Raw genomic sequence first — 14,762 nt, 5'->3', positions numbered from 1 at the left:
CACGCGCCCCGCCACCGGGAAGGCCCGACCCGCCCGTCCGCCCTGGTCAGCGATTGCACGCCGCCGGGGCCCCGGCCGGGAAGGCCCGACCCGCCCGTCCGCCCTGGTCAGCGATTGCACGCCGCCGGGGCCCCGGCCGGGACGGCCCCCGCGCGGTTCCGCGGCGCGGGGGCGGCCACGCGGACGGCGCGACGGGCACGACTGTGCCGGCCGACCACGCGGACGGCGCGACGGGGGCGACGGGGGAGCCGGCCCCCGCCGCCCCCGCCCGGTCGACGCGAGCGGGTCGCCGGGGGCGCATCGGGCAGGTCGGCGCCGACAGCCCCGGGCGGGCCGGCCGGGTCAGCGGCAGCAGGCCCGGCGGGCCGGGCAGGCCGGGCAGGCCGGGCAGGCCGGGCCGGCCGGGGCAGCCGCCACGGGCCTAGGCAGGCCGGGGCAGCCTCACGAGCCCCGGCGGACCCGGGACAGCCCCCACCGAGCCGGGGCGGACCCGGGCGCAGCGGCTACCGGCCCGGGCGGGGCAGGAGGATCGGCGCCTCTGCCCCGGGCGGGCAGGCGGGCAGGCGGGTCAGCGGCGGCGGGCCCGGCGGGCGCGGCGGATGACCGCCGCGGTGCCGAGGAGGGCCACCGTCGCCCCCGCCGCACCCGCCGCGGTGGCGTCCTTGCGGCCCAGGCGCCGCCCGGCGACCGTGTGCCGTCCGGCGACCTCCGCGAGCAGTTCGGCGAGCACCTCCTCGTTGCTCCACCGCGCCCGCCACCCCGCGTCGTGCAGCCGGCTGCCGCTGACCACCCACGGGTACATCGTGTAGGCGAGGTCGCCCGCCGGGGAGGGCGTCAGCCCGATGCGGTGCAGGCGCGCCGCCGCGCCCAGCGCCACCGCGGACGGCAGCTCCATCCGGCGGATCCCGCTGAGGTCCTCGACCTCCTCCTGCTCCAGCCAGCCGTCGCAGCCGACCGCCACCTCCCCCTCGACCTTCTCCAGCACCGCGCACTCCAGCGCGGAGCACAGGTCGTCGACGTGGCAGAACTGCCAGGCCGGCCGCGACCCGGCCACCACGAGGAGGCGAGGCGACTCGAAGTACCTGGTCAGGGCCGTGTCGGTGCCGCCGCCCACCAGGACGGCGGGGCGCAGGACGGTGACGTTGAGCCCCGGGTGGGCGCGCGGGGCCCGCCGCCCCAGCCGCTCGATCTCCAGCAGGTCGCCGACGGCCGTCGCCTCCGCGGTGGCCCGCAGCTCGGCGTCCTCGGCGAGCGGCAGCGCGTTGTCCGGCAGCGCGCCGTAGACCATGGCGGAGGTGCAGAGCACCACCCGCCGCACCCCGGCCGCGGCGGACGCCGTGAGCACCGTCTGGGTGCCGCGCACGTTGAAGGCGGTGCGGGCCGCCGGGTCGGTCTCCAGGTCGAGGTCGACCGCCAGGTGGACGACCACGTCCACCCCGCGCAGCCGCTCGGCGAGGGCCGGGTCGCGGATGTCGAGGACGTGCCACCGGGCGGCGGCGCAGTCGCCGCGTCGCTCGTCCAGGGCCACCACCTGCCGGATCTCCGGCGAGGCGGCGAGCCGCTCGGTCAGCAGCGCGCCGACGCCGGAGGCCGCGCCGGTGACGGCCACGACGGGCCCCCGCCCGGCGGGGGGTCGGGCCGACGACGCGTCGGCCGGGGCGTTTCGCGCTGCGCGAACCTGCGGATCTGGGGAACTCACCAGGCGTCTCCAGCGGTTGTCTCGAGAGGAACGCGCGTGCCGCGTGTACGAACCAGGTGCCATCCATCCTGCCGCAGGCCGATGGTCGGCGGAGCATCAAGGCTCTATCGGGCCGGGGTGTCTACGCTGGGTGGTGATGTCGGGCAGCCGCGCCGCCGGAGGAAGACCGGTGGCCCAACCAGCCGAGGAACCCCGTGAGTGACAATCCATTCGGATTCGGCCTTCCGCCGGAGGAGCCGGACGACGGCGACGAGGGCAAGAAGAAGGACCAGCAGAGCGGTGGTGGGCAGGAACCGGCGAACCCGTTCGGTTTCGGCACGCCCGGAGCAGGAGGCTTTGGCGGTGGCGCGGACAATCCGTTCGCGTCGCTCTTCGGCTCCTTCGGGTCCATGCCGCCCGGCGGTGGCATGAACCCCGCCGACCTGGGCGCCGCCTTCCAGCAGCTCGGCCAGATGCTCTCCTACGAGGGCGGCCCGGTGAACTGGGACATGGCCAAGCAGATCGCCCGCCAGGCGGTCTCCCAGGGCGCGCCGGACGGCACGAAGGACGCCAGCGTCGGCCCCGCCGAGCGCTCGGCCGTCGAGGAGGCCGTGCGCCTCGCCGACCTGTGGCTGGACGGCGTGACGTCCCTGCCCTCGGGTGCGGCGACGACGCTGGCCTGGAGCCGCGCGGAGTGGGTCGAGGCGACCCTGCCCGCGTGGAAGGAGCTCGTCGACCCGGTCGCCGAGCGTGTCGGCACGGCCATGGGCCAGGTGCTGCCCGAGGAGATGCAGGCCATGGCGGGCCCGCTGCTCGGGATGATGCGTTCGATGGGCGGCGCCATGTTCGGCGCGCAGATCGGTCAGGCGGTGGGGGTCCTCGCCGGCGAGGTGGTCGGCTCCACGGACATCGGTCTGCCGCTCGGCCCGGCCGGCAAGGCCGCGCTGCTGCCGCTGAACATCGAGACCTTCGGCAAGGACCTCGGTGTCCCGCTGGAGGAGGTCCGCCTCTACCTGGCCCTGCGCGAGGCCGCCCACCAGCGGCTCTTCGCCCATGTGCCGTGGCTGCGGTCGCACCTGTTCGGTGCGGTCGAGGGCTACGCCCGGGGCATCAAGGTGGACACCTCCAAGCTGGAGGACGTGGTCGGCCAGTTCGACCCGCAGAACCCGGAGCAGCTGCAGGAGGCCCTTCAGCAGGGCATGTTCCAGCCGGAGGACACCCCGGAGCAGAAGGCGGCCCTGGCCCGCCTGGAGACGGCGCTGGCGCTGGTCGAGGGCTGGGTGGACGCGGTGGTGCACGCCGCCGCCACGCCGCGCCTGACCTCGGCGGGCGCGCTGCGCGAGACGCTGCGCCGCCGCCGCGCCTCGGGCGGTCCCGCGGAACAGACCTTCGCCACGCTGATCGGCCTGGAGCTGCGTCCGCGCCGGCTGCGGGACGCGTCGCGTCTGTGGGCGTCGCTGACCGACGCGCGCGGTGTGGACGGCCGGGACGCCCTGTGGGCGCACCCGGACATGCTGCCCAACGCCGCCGACCTCGACGACCCGGACGGCTTCGTCCACCGCGAGCACATGGACTTCTCCGAGTGGGACAAGATGCTCGGTGAGGCCGCCGGCGGCGATGTCCGGGGCTCCGGCCCGGGCAAGGACGCGGACGGCGGCTCGCCGCAGGACGGCCCTGAGGCCGGCCCGAAGGGCGAGGCCGGCGACGACCACCCGAAGGGCGAAGGTTCCGAGTGACCCTGCACGACGACGCCGTCCAGGTCCTGGACGGCCTGCGGACCGCGACGGACTCCCAGGAGGAGCTCCGTCGGGTCTACCTCAAGCACCTGGGCGAGCACGCCGACGGCATGTGGCGCGAGTGTCCCGACGGGCACGTCACGGCGAGCGCGCTGGTGATCGACCCGGAGGGCGGCCGGGTGCTGCTGACCTTCCACCGCAAGCTGCGGATGTGGCTGCAGATGGGCGGCCACTGCGAGCCCGGGGACACCACCCTGGCCGGAGCGGCGCTGCGCGAGGCGACGGAGGAGTCCGGCATCCCCGGGCTGCGCCTGCTGGGCGGCGACACCCCGGTGCGGCTGGACCGCCACCACACCCCGTGCGCCTGGCACCTGGACGTCCAGTACGCGGCGATCGCGCCGGACGGGGCGGTGGAGGCCATCAGCGAGGAGTCGCTGGACCTGCGCTGGTTCCCGTACGACGAGGTGGCGGAGGTCGCGGACGCCTCGGTGGTCAGGCTGGTGGAGGCGACCCGGGCGCTGCTGTGAGCCCGTGAGCCCGTGAGCCCGTGAGCCCGTGAGCCCGTGAGCCCGTGAGCCCTTACGGGAAAGGGGCGGCCACCGTGTCGGTGGCCGCCCCTTTCCCGTGCCGTCAGTTCCAGGCGTTGTTCTGGTTCTGCGCCCGGGCACCCTGCTGGCCCATGCCGAACTGGGCGGCGACGCCCGAGCCGATCTGGGCGTTCTGCGGCGGGAGCAGCTCGCTGGGCTGCACCAGCGCGAAGCCGGTGCCCATGAAGCTGAGCTCCCAGCCCTCGCCGGTGCTGCCGCGGCGCCGCCAGACCCCCGAGGAGTGGGTCTGGGCCTGCATCTGAACCCGCAGCGAGGTCGACCAGGCGATCACCGCGTCGGCGTCCACGTTCACGTACCGGTCCGGGGTGACCTGGAGCATCAGCGGCGCGCCGGAGGTCATGAGCGCGACCTTGCCCCGGCCGGAAATGTTGAGCTGGTACTTCCCGGACCCGGAGATGCCGTAGAGGCTGTCGACCGCGATGACCTCGTGGTGCAGCGCGGAGTCCATGGCCAGGACGTAGGAGCTGTCGACGGTGAGGCCGTCCTGGTCGACGTCCACCAGGTGGATGTACTGGGCCAGGTTGGCCAGGTACACCGTGCCCTGCCCGTGGCAGCGCATGAGGTCCAGGCCCTCGCCGGTGCGGCGGCGGGCGTTGCGCTGGTTGCCCGTCTGGTACTCGGCGTCGAACTCGACGAGGCCCTGGTAGGCAACCATCGATCCCTTGCGGGCCAGGACGTCGCGGTTGCCGTCGACCAGGACGCGCAGCATCTGGCTGTTCTGCAGGCTCCAGTGCTCCTGGGTCTGCTGCTCGTTGTAGGCGAAAATCGGGCTCTGCATGATCGGTCGTTCTCCCCCTCAGCCCCGGATCCGGAGACGGTCGGTGCTGTCCTCGCTCGGCTGGACGACGACGATGCCCGTGCCGGAGAAGGCCATCTGGAAGGCCTCCCCGCTGCCGCGGCCGATCAGCGAGGACGCCTTGAAGCTGCGCTTGCCCTTCACCTTGAGGTTCGGGGACCAGGCGATCAGCGAGTCGGGGTCGACGTAGGTCTCGTCCTCGCCGCCCCCGCAGTCGACCACTATCGGGGTGCCGCGGGAGGTGATGGCGACCCAGCCCTGGCCCTCGATCCTGGTGTTCCACAGGCCCTGGCCGGCGAACTTGGCCATGCCCTTGACCCGCTCGACGCCCCACTTGAGGTGGGCGTCGAAGGCGAGCAGGTTGGTGGCGTTGACCGAGAGCGCCTCGCCGTTGAGGTTGATCACGACGACGTCGGCGCCGTAGTCCGCCAGGTAGAGGATGCCGTCGCCGTGGCAGCGCATCAGCGCGGCGCCCTCGCCGGTGACCCAGTCCTTGGCGATCTGCCGGACGGCCGGCGGGTTGGGCTCGTACTGCACGAAGCCCTCGTAGGCGACCATGGAGCCGACCCTGGCGAGCAGGTCGTGACCGGTCTGCATGGCGATCTTCGCCATGTGGGTCCCGTGGTTCTCCATGCGGGCGACGACGGGTGCGGGGGCGTGGCCCGCGAGCTGGTGGTTCATGACGGGCTCCCTCAGACCTCGTACGGCTGGACGACGATGAAGTTCCCGGGCGCGCCCCGGAACTGCAGGTTGACGCTCTCCCCGGTGTCGCCGGGGTAGGCGTTGCGCCGCATCCGCACCTGGCTGGAGACGATCACCTGGGCGGCGGCCGACCAGGCGACCACCGCGTTGGCGTCGGCGAAGGTGGTCGGGGTGACCGGCAGCACCACGGGGACGCCGTGGGTCTTGAGGACCAGCGTGCCGGTGCCCTGGAACTGCATGGTGAACAGGGCGCCGCCGGGGATGCCGTGACCCTCGACGCGGCGCACCTCGTACTGGAGGGACTCGTCGAAGGCGAGCACGTTCTCGGCGGAGACGCACAGCGCGTCGCCCTGGAGCTCCACCGTGTGCAGGTGGGCCGCCTCCTCGGCGAGGAAGACCTGGCCGTAGCCGGTGCAGCGCATCAGCTGCATCTCCTGGCCGGTGGCGTTGCCGACGATCCGGCCGCTGAAGCCGGCGCCCTTGTACCCGAACTCGACCTTGCCCTGGTACAGCACCATGCTGCCCTGACGGGCGAGGACGGGCTGGCCGCCGACGCTCAGGTCGACGCGGACCAGCTTCTCGTTCTGCTGGGTCCAGCGCTGGCCGGTGGGCTTCTCCTTGTACAGGCTCAGCGCGCCCTGGACGCCCGGGGTCTGCGGGGCGTTGGGCGTGCCGGGGTAGGTCTGCTGGCCCGGGATGCCGGGGGCGGCACCGGGGGCGCCGTGCATGCCGGGGACACCGGGCGTGCCGGGAACGCCCGGCGCTCCCGGCACGCCCGGGGCCGGCGGCATGCCGGGGGCGGCCGGGGGCTGCCCGTAGCCGGGAGGTGCCATCGGGGCGGCCATGGTCGGCGCGGCGTGCATCGGCGGCGCGCCGGGCGCGCCGGGCGGCTGGCCGTAGCCGGGCGGCGTCTGACCGGGCTGTCCGGGCGGCGGGAAGCCGTAGCCGGAGGGCTGCGCCGCGGCGGGCGCGGGGGCCTGCGGCTGCGCGGGCGGGGCGCCGAACGCGGGGGCCGGGGCGGGCGGGGCCGGCTGGGCGGGCACTGGCGCCGGGGCGCCGAACGCCGGGGCTGCCGGTGCCGCGGGGGTGGCGAAGCCCGGTGCCGCCTGCGGGGCGGCGGGCGCGGCGGGTTCCTCGTCGGCCACCTCGCCGCCGAAGTTGCGCAGCAGCGCCTCGAGTCCGCCGTCGAAGCCCTGGCCGACGGCGGCGAACCGCCAGACGTCCTTGAGGTAGAGGTCCGCCAGCATCACGGCGCGCTCGGTGGAGAACTCGGCTCCGGTGAAGGCGTACCGGGCCACCTCCTCTCCGCCCGCGACGATGCGGACGTAGCCGGAGGAGACCTGCGACATCTGCCCGGCGCCGTCGACGGTCGCGGTGAGCGACAGCTTGTGGATCTGCGACGGCATGCGGTCCAGCGTCACCCTGAACGACTGGGTGTCCCCGGCCTGTTCGCCGAGCAGTTGGATGGCCTCCTCGGGCGACTTCGGCTGGTTGTAGAACACGAAGTAGCGGTCGTCCGAGAGACGCTCGTCGGCGTCCAGACCGAAACAGCTGATGTCGAAGCCCAGCCCGGGCCCCTCGATCCGCACGCCGACGTAGAGGTCGGTGCCCGCTGTGAGATCACTGATCTTGGCCTTGTGGCCGCGTTGGAATTCCCTGGCCATGCGTGTACGCCCGTCCCCCATCCCGTTCCCGAAAGGTGCTGGGTCAGGCTAGCCCGGAATTCGCAGGACCGGACACCTCGGTACACAGCCGCTACGAAACGCGGACGATCTCAGTCCGACTCGCCGGGTCTCGCGGCGGGCAGATGCGGCAACCGTTCCGCGGCCACCACTCCTTCGAGGTACCCGCGGGCGCGCTCGGTGCGGGGGTACGTCTCCAGCAGCCGCCAGAAGTCGGGGCCGTGCCCGGGCACCAGCAGGTGGGCCAGCTCGTGGAGCAGGACGTAGTCGACGACGTACTCCGGCATGCCCTGCAGCCGGTGGGAGAGCCGGATGCTGCCCTCGGCGGGCGTGCAGGAGCCCCAGCGGCTGTTCTGGTTGGTGACCCAGCGGACCGTGGCCGGGCGGGCCCGGCCCGAGAGGTACTGCTCGGAGAGCAGGGCCGCGCGCCGGCCGAGGTCGGAGTCGTCCAGGGTGCGCCGGCTCTCCTGGGCGGCCAGCTTGTCCAGCATCACCCGCACCCAGCGCCGTTCCTCCGCCTCGGACATGCGGGCCGGGATGAGCACGACGGTGCGGTCGCCCTCCCGGTACGCGGAGACGGTACGGCGCCTGCGCGTGCTCCTGCGGACCTCCACCGCGCCCGCCGAGGAACCCCTGGGAGGCGCGCCCGAGGGACCGCGCTGCTGCGTGAAGGCACTGGGGGAAGGGTCGGAGGGCACCCCTCGACGTTACCGCCTGCGACCGGCGACGTCCCCGGTCCGCGCCGACATCCGGTACGACATCCACACCGGACACAGGCCGCCGTTCTTCCGATCGGTACGACAAATCCCTGGTGCCTGTGGACAACTCCCGACGCCCGTACGGCACATCGGGGCATGCTGTCGGTCGACGGCCCGTTCCGGGTCGTTCCGCCCCGATCCGGTTCATGTCGGGGGGTTCCGGTGGATTCGGTCACACATCCGTGAGGGGTTGGTCGTCGTGCATCCCAGGGTCAAGCCCGCGCTCCGTCGCGGCTGGCGCGATCTGGACACGGTGCAGTTCGGGATGACCCCGGCGCACGCGATGACGCTCGGGCCGGTGGACACGGTGACCGGTACCTTCCTCGACCTGCTCAACGGGACCCGCGGCATGGGGCTGCTGCGCGAGGAGGCGGTGCGCATGGGGCTATCGGAGGACCACGCCGACCGGCTGGTCGAGCGTCTCTCGGAGGCGGGCCTGCTGGACGACGCCACCGGTGGCGGGGCGGGGGCCGACACGCTGCGCGAGCGCCCGCACGCCATGGACCGGCTCCGCTCCGACCTCGCCTCCCTGTCCCTGACGGCGCCCGCTCCCGGTGACGCGGCGCGGCGGCTGGCGGCCCGCCGCGCGCTGCGCGTGCAGGTGCGCGGCGTGGGCCGGGTGGGCGCGGCCCTGGCCGCGCTGCTGTCGGCGGCCGGCGTGGGTGAGGTGGACGTGCGCGACGGCGGCTGCGTGGAACCGTGGGACGTGGCCCCCGGCGGCCTCCCGCCGGGCTCCGTCGGCGAGCGCCGCTCCGACGCCGCGCGCCGACTGGTCCGCGACGCCGCCCCCGAGCGCCCGCCGCGCCGGGGCGCCCCCTGCCCGTTCCGTGACGACACCGGCTACGCGCTGGTGCTGCTCACCCCGCGGGACGACCTCGCCGTCCACTCCCCCGACCCCCTCGACTCCGAGCCCCTGCTGGCGGCCGGCATTCCGCACCTGTACGCCGGGGTGGTGGAGGCGACGGGCGTGGTGGGCCCGCTGGTCCTGCCGGGCGAGACGCCGTGCGCCGAGTGCCTGCAGCGGTGGCGGGTGGAGCGGGACCCCACCTGGCCCCGGCTCCTGGCGCAGTGGCGCTCCCGCCGGCCGAGGACGCCGCCCGCCTGCGACGTGGCGCTGGCCACGGCGGTCGCGGGGACGGCCGCGGGGCACGCCCTCGCCTTCCTCGACGGCCTCTCCGCCGCCGGGGCGCCGCACGCGGCGGGGGTGCGCTGGGAGTCCGCATTGCCCGCGCTGCGCTGGCGTGCCCGGGAGGTCGCCGCCCATCCGGACTGTCCCTGCGGGGCGGCGGGGCAGGCGGTCCGGGAACTGTCCGGGGCGGCGGGGCAGTCACAGGTCACAATGGCTGAGCAGAGGCCGTCGACCGAGTCCTGCCATCGGGCGAACCGGACGCGTCGGCCCGGGACTTGGAGGGCGCATGTCTGATCTTCCCCGGAAGGCGGTCACCCGGACCGCCAAACTCGCCGCGCTCCCCCTGGGCCTCGCGGGCCGGGTGACCTGGGGGCTGGGCAAACGGATCGTCGGTGAGTCCGCCGAGATCGTGGGCCGTGAGCTCCAGCAGCGCACCGCCGAGCAGCTGTTCAAGGTGCTCGGCGAACTCAAGGGCGGCGCGATGAAGTTCGGGCAGGCCATGTCCGTCTTCGAGTCGGCCCTGCCGGAGGAGCTGGCCGGTCCGTACCGGGCGGCGCTCACCAAGCTCCAGGAGGCCGCTCCGCCGATGCCCACCCGCACGGTCCACGCGGTGCTGCGCGAGCGCCTGGGCGAGGACTGGCGGGATCTCTTCCAGAAGTTCGACGACACCCCCTCGGCGGCCGCCTCCATCGGCCAGGTGCACCGCGCGGTGTGGCAGGACGGGCGGGAGGTGGCGGTGAAGGTGCAGTACCCGGGCGCGGGCGAGGCGCTGATCTCCGACCTCACCCAACTCGGCCGGTTCGCACGGCTGCTGGGACCGCTGGTGCCCGGCATCGACGTCAAGCCGCTGATCACCGAGCTGCGGGAGCGGGTCTGCGAGGAGCTGGACTACGGCCTGGAGGCCGAGGCCCAGCAGGCCCACGCCGAGGAGTTCGCCGGTGACCCGGACGTGCTGGTGCCGGCCGTGGTCCACCACTGCGACCAGGTGCTGGTCACCGAGTGGATCGACGGCACGCCCCTCTCGGAGGTCATATCCGACGGCACCGAGGAACAGCGGGACCGCGCCGGGCAGTTGCTGGCCCGTTTCCTCTTCTCCGGTCCGGCGCGCACCGGGCTCCTGCACGCCGATCCGCATCCGGGCAACTTCCGTCTGCTGACCGAGGGTTCGGACGATCCGGAGGTCTGGCGGCTGGGCGTCCTGGACTTCGGCACGGTGGACCGGCTGCCGGGCGGGCTGCCCGCGCCCATCGGGGAGGCCCTGTGGATGGCGCTGGACGGGGAGGCCGAGGCGGTCCATGCCCGGCTGTGCGCGGAGGGCTTCGTGAAGAAGACCGTCGAGCTCGATCCGGAGGCGGTGCTGGACTACCTGATGCCGATCATCGAGCCGGCGCGGGTCGCCGAGTTCACCTTCAGCCGGGGATGGCTGCGGGGGCAGGCGGGCCGCCTCGCCGACCCGCGGTCGCCCGCCCACCAGCTGGGGAAGCGGCTCAACCTGCCGCCGTCGTACCTGCTGATACACCGCGTGACGCTGAGCACCATCGGCGTCCTGTGCCAGTTGGGCGCCACGGTCCGTCTGCGGCACGAACTGGAGTCGTGGCTCCCGGGGTTCGCCCCGGCGGAGTGAGAGGGGCGGTACCCCGCGCCCCAGGGGGGCGACGCACTGCGGGGCCGCCCCCGTAGGGAGCGGCCCCGTCGTCACCGCCTCACGGCGCCGTCGCGCCGTTCGCATGTCGCGCCGTCGCGCCGTTCGCGTGTCGCGCCGTCGCGCCGCGGTGAGGCGGCGGGACGGTCGCGGCGGTCGCGATGGTTACTGCATCACGGCGAGCGCCAGTGCACGCCGGGCGCGCATCGACGCGCGCTCGGCACGCCGCTGCATCCGTCGCGCGGCGAGGATGCGGAGCCCGGGCCGAGCGAGCTCGGCCTCGCGCATCCGCTCGTGCATATGCGCACGCGCGAGGGCTTCTGGGATGAGTTGCATTTCTCGGGTCCTGTTCTGACGCACCTCGGGCGCGCCGGTGTAAGGGAAGTCTCGGGTGGTGGCAGGCAGGGAGCCTGCGGGCTGCTCGAAGGCGGACAGCTTCATCGGGGCCTGTTTCCGGGGATCGTGCGTGTGGGGAGCGTCGATGGTGCGGGGGCCGGTCATGCCGCGACCGGGTTCTTGCGCGGGCGGCCACGCGGCCGCTTGCGGGCCACCACGACGCCCTGGACGAACAGCTCGCCGCCCCAGACGCCCCAGGGCTCGCGACGCTCCTTGGCGCCGGCGAGGCAGGCGTCGACCAACGGGCAGGTGCGGCAGAGCGACTTGGCGTACTCGACGTCGGCCGGGGACTCGGCGAAGAAGACCTCGGGGTCGTTGGAGCGGCACGGGACCGGGGCGCCGAGGCCCTCGATGGCGTCGTCGAGAGCGGTCAGGGTGATGAGCGGAGTCAAGGAAAGGTCCTCCGTGAGGCCGGGCGGGGAAGTGGTGTCGGAAGGCGGTACGGACGGGGCGTGCGCTTCGAGTTGCACGGGGTTTCTTCCTCGTCTGGTGTCGTCCGGCCGGTCGGCCGGTGGTGGGTACCGGTTGTTCTCTTGTCCCGAGGTCCTTCGGTCCGTCTCCCTGATCAGGGAAAACAGAAGGGCCGCGGATCCCTGATGGGGTTCCGCGGCCCTGAAGGCGCCGGCCTGAGAAATCAGGCTGGATCGCTCCAGGGTTCCGGCCCGCGGAGGGCCCACATCGTCTGGGGGTGGTTCATCGTCTGCTGGGGCTTACCGGCACCGGCCGCCGCGTAGCCGAAGGCCTGAGCCTTCGCCACTCCTGCTTCCAGTGCCTTGGTCGGTCGCTCCTCGCGGACGAAAATGCCCACGTAGGCCGACTCGGACCGGCTGCCGAAGACCGGGGCGCCGAGCAGCAGTCCGCCCTTGGCCAGACCGCCGCCGACCAGGCCGGAGCCGAGACCGGTGACGTCGGAGCCGGACAGCACGGAGGCGGACACACCGGTGCCGCGGTCGAAGGCGTCGAGAGCGCACAGCGAGGCGACGAGATGATCGTTCTCCAGAGCGGCGGTGCCGAAGGCACGGGTGGTGCTGATGCCGGTGGTGTTGGTCTTGCTGATCACTTCAATCGCCTCCTCTCGGCGTCTTGGGGGACCGCGAACGGTCCGGCGGATACAGACGTCAGTACAGCACGGAACGGAAGCCTTTTTGGAGGCTTCGTGTTTCCGTGGTCTAGAACCTATGGGGGATCACACGGCGGGCGCAAACTATTTTTGCGACGACTTCGCAACGGTGGGTCGCGGAGCCGCTCAGTCCGCCTCCGGCGGGTCCTGACCGGCGCAAATGGCGAGCACGTCGGCCCCGTAGCGGTCCAGCTTGCGCATGCCGACGCCGGGGATCCGCGCCAGCTCCACCGGGTCCTCGGGCACCGTCTCGGCGATGGCGATCATCGTCTTGTCGGTGAAGACGCAGAAGGCCGGCTGCCCGCTGCGGCGCGCCTGCACCTCACGCCAGGCCCGCAGCCGCTCGTAGACGCCCTCGTCCATCTCGGAGGGGCAGTCCTCGCAGCGCATCAGCTTCATCTCGCCGGCGTCGGTGAGCGTGCGCCCGCAGACCTTGCAGCGGGCCACGGTGCGCCGCGTCCGCCGGGGCGCCGCCCGCTCGGCGCGAGCGGCCGCCCGGACCCCGTCCGCGCCCTCCGCCGCCGCGGTGCCGTACTCGACGCCGCCGGCGCCCCCGAGGCCCGGGCGGGCACCCGCCGCGGAGCCGCTGCCGGGGCGCAGGCCGTCCAGGAAACGGCTGGGCCGCCGGTTGGGCCGGCCTCCCGGCGACCGCGACAAGGCCCAGGAGACCTGCAGGTGCTCCCGCGCCCGGGTGACGCCGACGTAGAGCAGGCGGCGCTCCTCCTCGATCTGCTCGTCGGTGCGGGCATAGGTGATCGGCATCATCCCCTCGGCCACGCCGACCAGGAGGACGGCGTCCCACTCCAGGCCCTTGGCCGAGTGCAGGGAGGCCAGGGTGACGCCCTGGACCGTCGGGGCGTGCTGGGCGGCCGCGCGCTCGTCGAGTTCGGCGACCAGGTCCGCGAGGGTGACCTGCGGCCGGGCCGCTGCGAAGCCCTCCGCGAGGTGGACCAGCGCGGCCAGCGACTCCCACTTCTCGCGGGCCGACCCGGAGCCGGCCGGCGGCGCGGGCGTCCAGCCCTGGCCGGAGAGCACCGCGCGGACCTGGCCGGGCAGGTCGGAGGCGTCCCCGAGCAGCGCGTCGTTCCCTCCGAAGCGGGCGGCGGCGCGCAGCTGGTGGACGGCCTGGCGGACCTCCTGGCGTTCGAAGAACCGCTCGGCGCCGCGCAACTGGTAGGGAACACCGGCGTCGGCGAGCGCCTGCTCGTAGGTCTCGGACTGGGCGTTGGTCCGGAACAGCACGGCGATCTCGCCCGCCGGGACGCCCGAGGCGATCAGCCGGCGGATGGCGCGGGCGGCGCCCTCCGCCTCGGAGGGCTCGTCGGCGTACTCGGCGAATCCGGGCTCGGGCCCGGCCGGACGCTGCGAGACCAGCTCCAGCCGGTGGTCGGCGGCCCGGCCGGTGGCCCGGCCGAGCACGCCATTGGCGAGCCGCACCACCTGGGGCGTGGACCGGTAGTCGCGGACCAGTTTGACCACGGTGGCGCCCGGGTGGCGGGTGCGGAAGTCGAGCAGGTAGTCGGGGGTGGCCCCGGTGAACGAGTAGATGGTCTGGCCGGCGTCGCCGACCACGCAGATGTTCTCCCGCTCCCCCAGCCACAGTTCGAGCAGGCGCTGCTGGAGCGGGGAGACGTCCTGGTACTCGTCGACGACGAAGTGCTGGTACTGGGCCCGGACCTCGCGGGCGATGTCCGGACGGTCCTGGAGGATGCCCACGGTCAGCAGCAGGACGTCCTCGAAGTCGATGACGCCGCGGTCCCGCTTGAGCTCCTCGTACAGGTCGTAGACGCGGGCGATCTCCGCCGGGTCCCGGGGGGCCTCCCGCCCGGCCTTGGCGGCGGCGGCCGCGTAGTCGGCGGCGACGGTCTGGGTGACCTTGGCCCACTCGATCTCCGCGGTGACGTCCCGCAGCTCGCCGCGGTCGAGCCGGATCCCGCAGCCGGCGGCCGCCTCGGCGACCACCTGGATCTTGCGGTCCACGATCCGGGGCAGCGCCCCGCCCACCGCCTTGGGCCAGAAGTACTGGAGCTGGCGCAGCGCCGCCGCGTGGAAGGTGCGGGCCTGCACGCCGGTCGCGCCGAGCTGGCGGAGCCGGCCGCGCATCTCGCCGGCCGCGCGGTTGGTGAAGGTGACGGCGAGGACGGTGGAGGGCTGGAGGATGCCCGCGCGCACGCCGTAGGCGATGCGGTGGGTGATCGCGCGGGTCTTGCCGGTGCCCGCACCGGCCAGGACGCACACCGGCCCGTGCAGCGCGGTGGCCACGGCCCGCTGCTCGGGGTCGAGCCCTTCCAGCACCGCGTCGGCCGAGTCCGGGACGGCGGGGAAGAGGGAGGAGTGCGTTGCTGGTGTCACCCCGCCATGCTGCCAGGTCGCCCGGTGCGGATGAGGCGGCCGTCCACAGGGCACGGGTATTCGTCGTACGAATGCGGTGTAGCTCACCTGGAGCGGGACGGCGGGAATGCCGGCCGTGCACGGGACGTTCACCGGGTGCGACAGACCGTCGTGCGACTGCCGT

General features: G+C 73.9%; 13 protein-coding genes. 4 read left to right on the top strand and 9 right to left on the bottom strand.

The annotated features are described in order from the left end of the window. Window positions 1-568: 568 nt before the first annotated feature. Window positions 569-1,699 carry an SDR family oxidoreductase gene (locus ACFRAV_RS05165; protein ID WP_351117656.1) on the bottom strand — a complete coding sequence of 377 codons (1,131 nt, stop codon included), beginning with the start codon at window positions 1,697-1,699 and terminating at the stop codon, window positions 569-571. A gap of 194 nt (window positions 1,700-1,893) precedes the next feature. On the opposite strand from ACFRAV_RS05165, the gene ACFRAV_RS05160 reads away from it, so the two are divergent. Then, the gene (locus ACFRAV_RS05160; protein ID WP_382551761.1) at window positions 1,894-3,414 is read left to right on the top strand and encodes a zinc-dependent metalloprotease; all 1,521 of its coding nucleotides are present in this window, start codon (window positions 1,894-1,896) and stop codon (window positions 3,412-3,414) included. Beyond that, window positions 3,411-3,941, top strand: a complete 531-nt coding sequence (locus tag ACFRAV_RS05155; RefSeq protein WP_382551760.1) for an NUDIX hydrolase — start codon at window positions 3,411-3,413, stop codon at window positions 3,939-3,941. Before ACFRAV_RS05160 ends, ACFRAV_RS05155 begins: the two co-directional genes overlap by 4 nt. 103 nt (window positions 3,942-4,044) lie before the next feature. Here ACFRAV_RS05155 and ACFRAV_RS05150 read toward each other — a convergent pair whose 3' ends face one another. The 4 genes from ACFRAV_RS05150 to ACFRAV_RS05135 form a co-directional block, all read right to left on the bottom strand. Beyond that, entirely contained in the window at window positions 4,045-4,800 is a 756-nt protein-coding gene (locus ACFRAV_RS05150) for an AIM24 family protein (RefSeq protein WP_382551758.1), read from the bottom strand. 18 nt (window positions 4,801-4,818) lie between these two features. Beyond that, the gene (locus ACFRAV_RS05145; protein WP_351117660.1) at window positions 4,819-5,499 is read right to left on the bottom strand and encodes an AIM24 family protein; all 681 of its coding nucleotides are present in this window, start codon (window positions 5,497-5,499) and stop codon (window positions 4,819-4,821) included. 11 nt (window positions 5,500-5,510) lie between these two features. Then, complete coding sequence (locus ACFRAV_RS05140) at window positions 5,511-7,184, bottom strand: TerD family protein (RefSeq protein WP_382551756.1); 1,674 nt, start codon at window positions 7,182-7,184, stop codon at window positions 5,511-5,513. Window positions 7,185-7,294: 110 nt separating this feature from the next. Then, complete coding sequence (locus ACFRAV_RS05135; protein WP_351114865.1) at window positions 7,295-7,900, bottom strand: M48 family metallopeptidase; 606 nt, start codon at window positions 7,898-7,900, stop codon at window positions 7,295-7,297. Window positions 7,901-8,159: 259 nt separating this feature from the next. Here ACFRAV_RS05135 and ACFRAV_RS05130 point away from each other — a divergent pair, with 259 nt between their 5' ends. Both ACFRAV_RS05130 and ACFRAV_RS05125 read left to right on the top strand, forming a co-directional pair. Beyond that, on the top strand, window positions 8,160-9,383 hold the full coding sequence (locus tag ACFRAV_RS05130; RefSeq protein ID WP_382551754.1) for a ThiF family adenylyltransferase: 1,224 nt from the start codon (window positions 8,160-8,162) through the stop codon (window positions 9,381-9,383). After that, window positions 9,376-10,713 carry an ABC1 kinase family protein gene (locus ACFRAV_RS05125; protein WP_382551752.1) on the top strand — a complete coding sequence of 446 codons (1,338 nt, stop codon included), beginning with the start codon at window positions 9,376-9,378 and terminating at the stop codon, window positions 10,711-10,713. The genes ACFRAV_RS05130 and ACFRAV_RS05125 overlap by 8 nt, the downstream gene beginning before the upstream one ends. A 183-nt stretch (window positions 10,714-10,896) precedes the next feature. Here the strand turns inward: ACFRAV_RS05125 and ACFRAV_RS05120 are convergent, their stop codons facing one another. From ACFRAV_RS05120 to ACFRAV_RS05105, 4 genes are all read right to left on the bottom strand, one after another. Further along, entirely contained in the window at window positions 10,897-11,232 is a 336-nt protein-coding gene (locus ACFRAV_RS05120; RefSeq protein ID WP_351114860.1) for a hypothetical protein, read from the bottom strand. Next, a complete protein-coding gene (locus ACFRAV_RS05115) occupies window positions 11,229-11,597 on the bottom strand; it encodes a WhiB family transcriptional regulator (protein WP_382551750.1) in 369 nt (122 codons plus the stop codon). The genes ACFRAV_RS05120 and ACFRAV_RS05115 overlap by 4 nt, the downstream gene beginning before the upstream one ends. Before the next feature lie 164 nt (window positions 11,598-11,761). Beyond that, entirely contained in the window at window positions 11,762-12,187 is a 426-nt protein-coding gene (locus tag ACFRAV_RS05110; RefSeq protein ID WP_382551748.1) for a hypothetical protein, read from the bottom strand. A gap of 186 nt (window positions 12,188-12,373) precedes the next feature. Further along, window positions 12,374-14,599 (bottom strand): ATP-dependent DNA helicase UvrD2, encoded by a 2,226-nt coding sequence (locus tag ACFRAV_RS05105; protein WP_382551746.1) that lies wholly within the window; start codon window positions 14,597-14,599, stop codon window positions 12,374-12,376. Window positions 14,600-14,762: the final 163 nt, after the last annotated feature.

Origin of the sequence: Streptomyces sp. NPDC056600, from assembly GCF_042792855.1 — a bacterium.
GTDB lineage: Bacteria > Actinomycetota > Actinomycetes > Streptomycetales > Streptomycetaceae > Streptomyces.
This window is presented reverse-complemented; position numbering and strand designations above follow the sequence as displayed.

Excerpts from the sequence above, each read along its gene's own strand:
- ACFRAV_RS05150 (WP_382551758.1), bottom strand. The coding sequence starts at position 4,800 with ATGCAGAGCCCGATTTTCGCCTACAACGAGCAGCAGACCCAGGAGCAC.
- ACFRAV_RS05145 (WP_351117660.1), bottom strand. The coding sequence starts at position 5,499 with ATGAACCACCAGCTCGCGGGCCACGCCCCCGCACCCGTCGTCGCCCGC.
- ACFRAV_RS05140 (WP_382551756.1), bottom strand. The coding sequence starts at position 7,184 with ATGGCCAGGGAATTCCAACGCGGCCACAAGGCCAAGATCAGTGATCTC.
- ACFRAV_RS05125 (WP_382551752.1), top strand. The coding sequence starts at position 9,376 with ATGTCTGATCTTCCCCGGAAGGCGGTCACCCGGACCGCCAAACTCGCC.
- ACFRAV_RS05120 (WP_351114860.1), bottom strand. The coding sequence starts at position 11,232 with ATGACCGGCCCCCGCACCATCGACGCTCCCCACACGCACGATCCCCGG.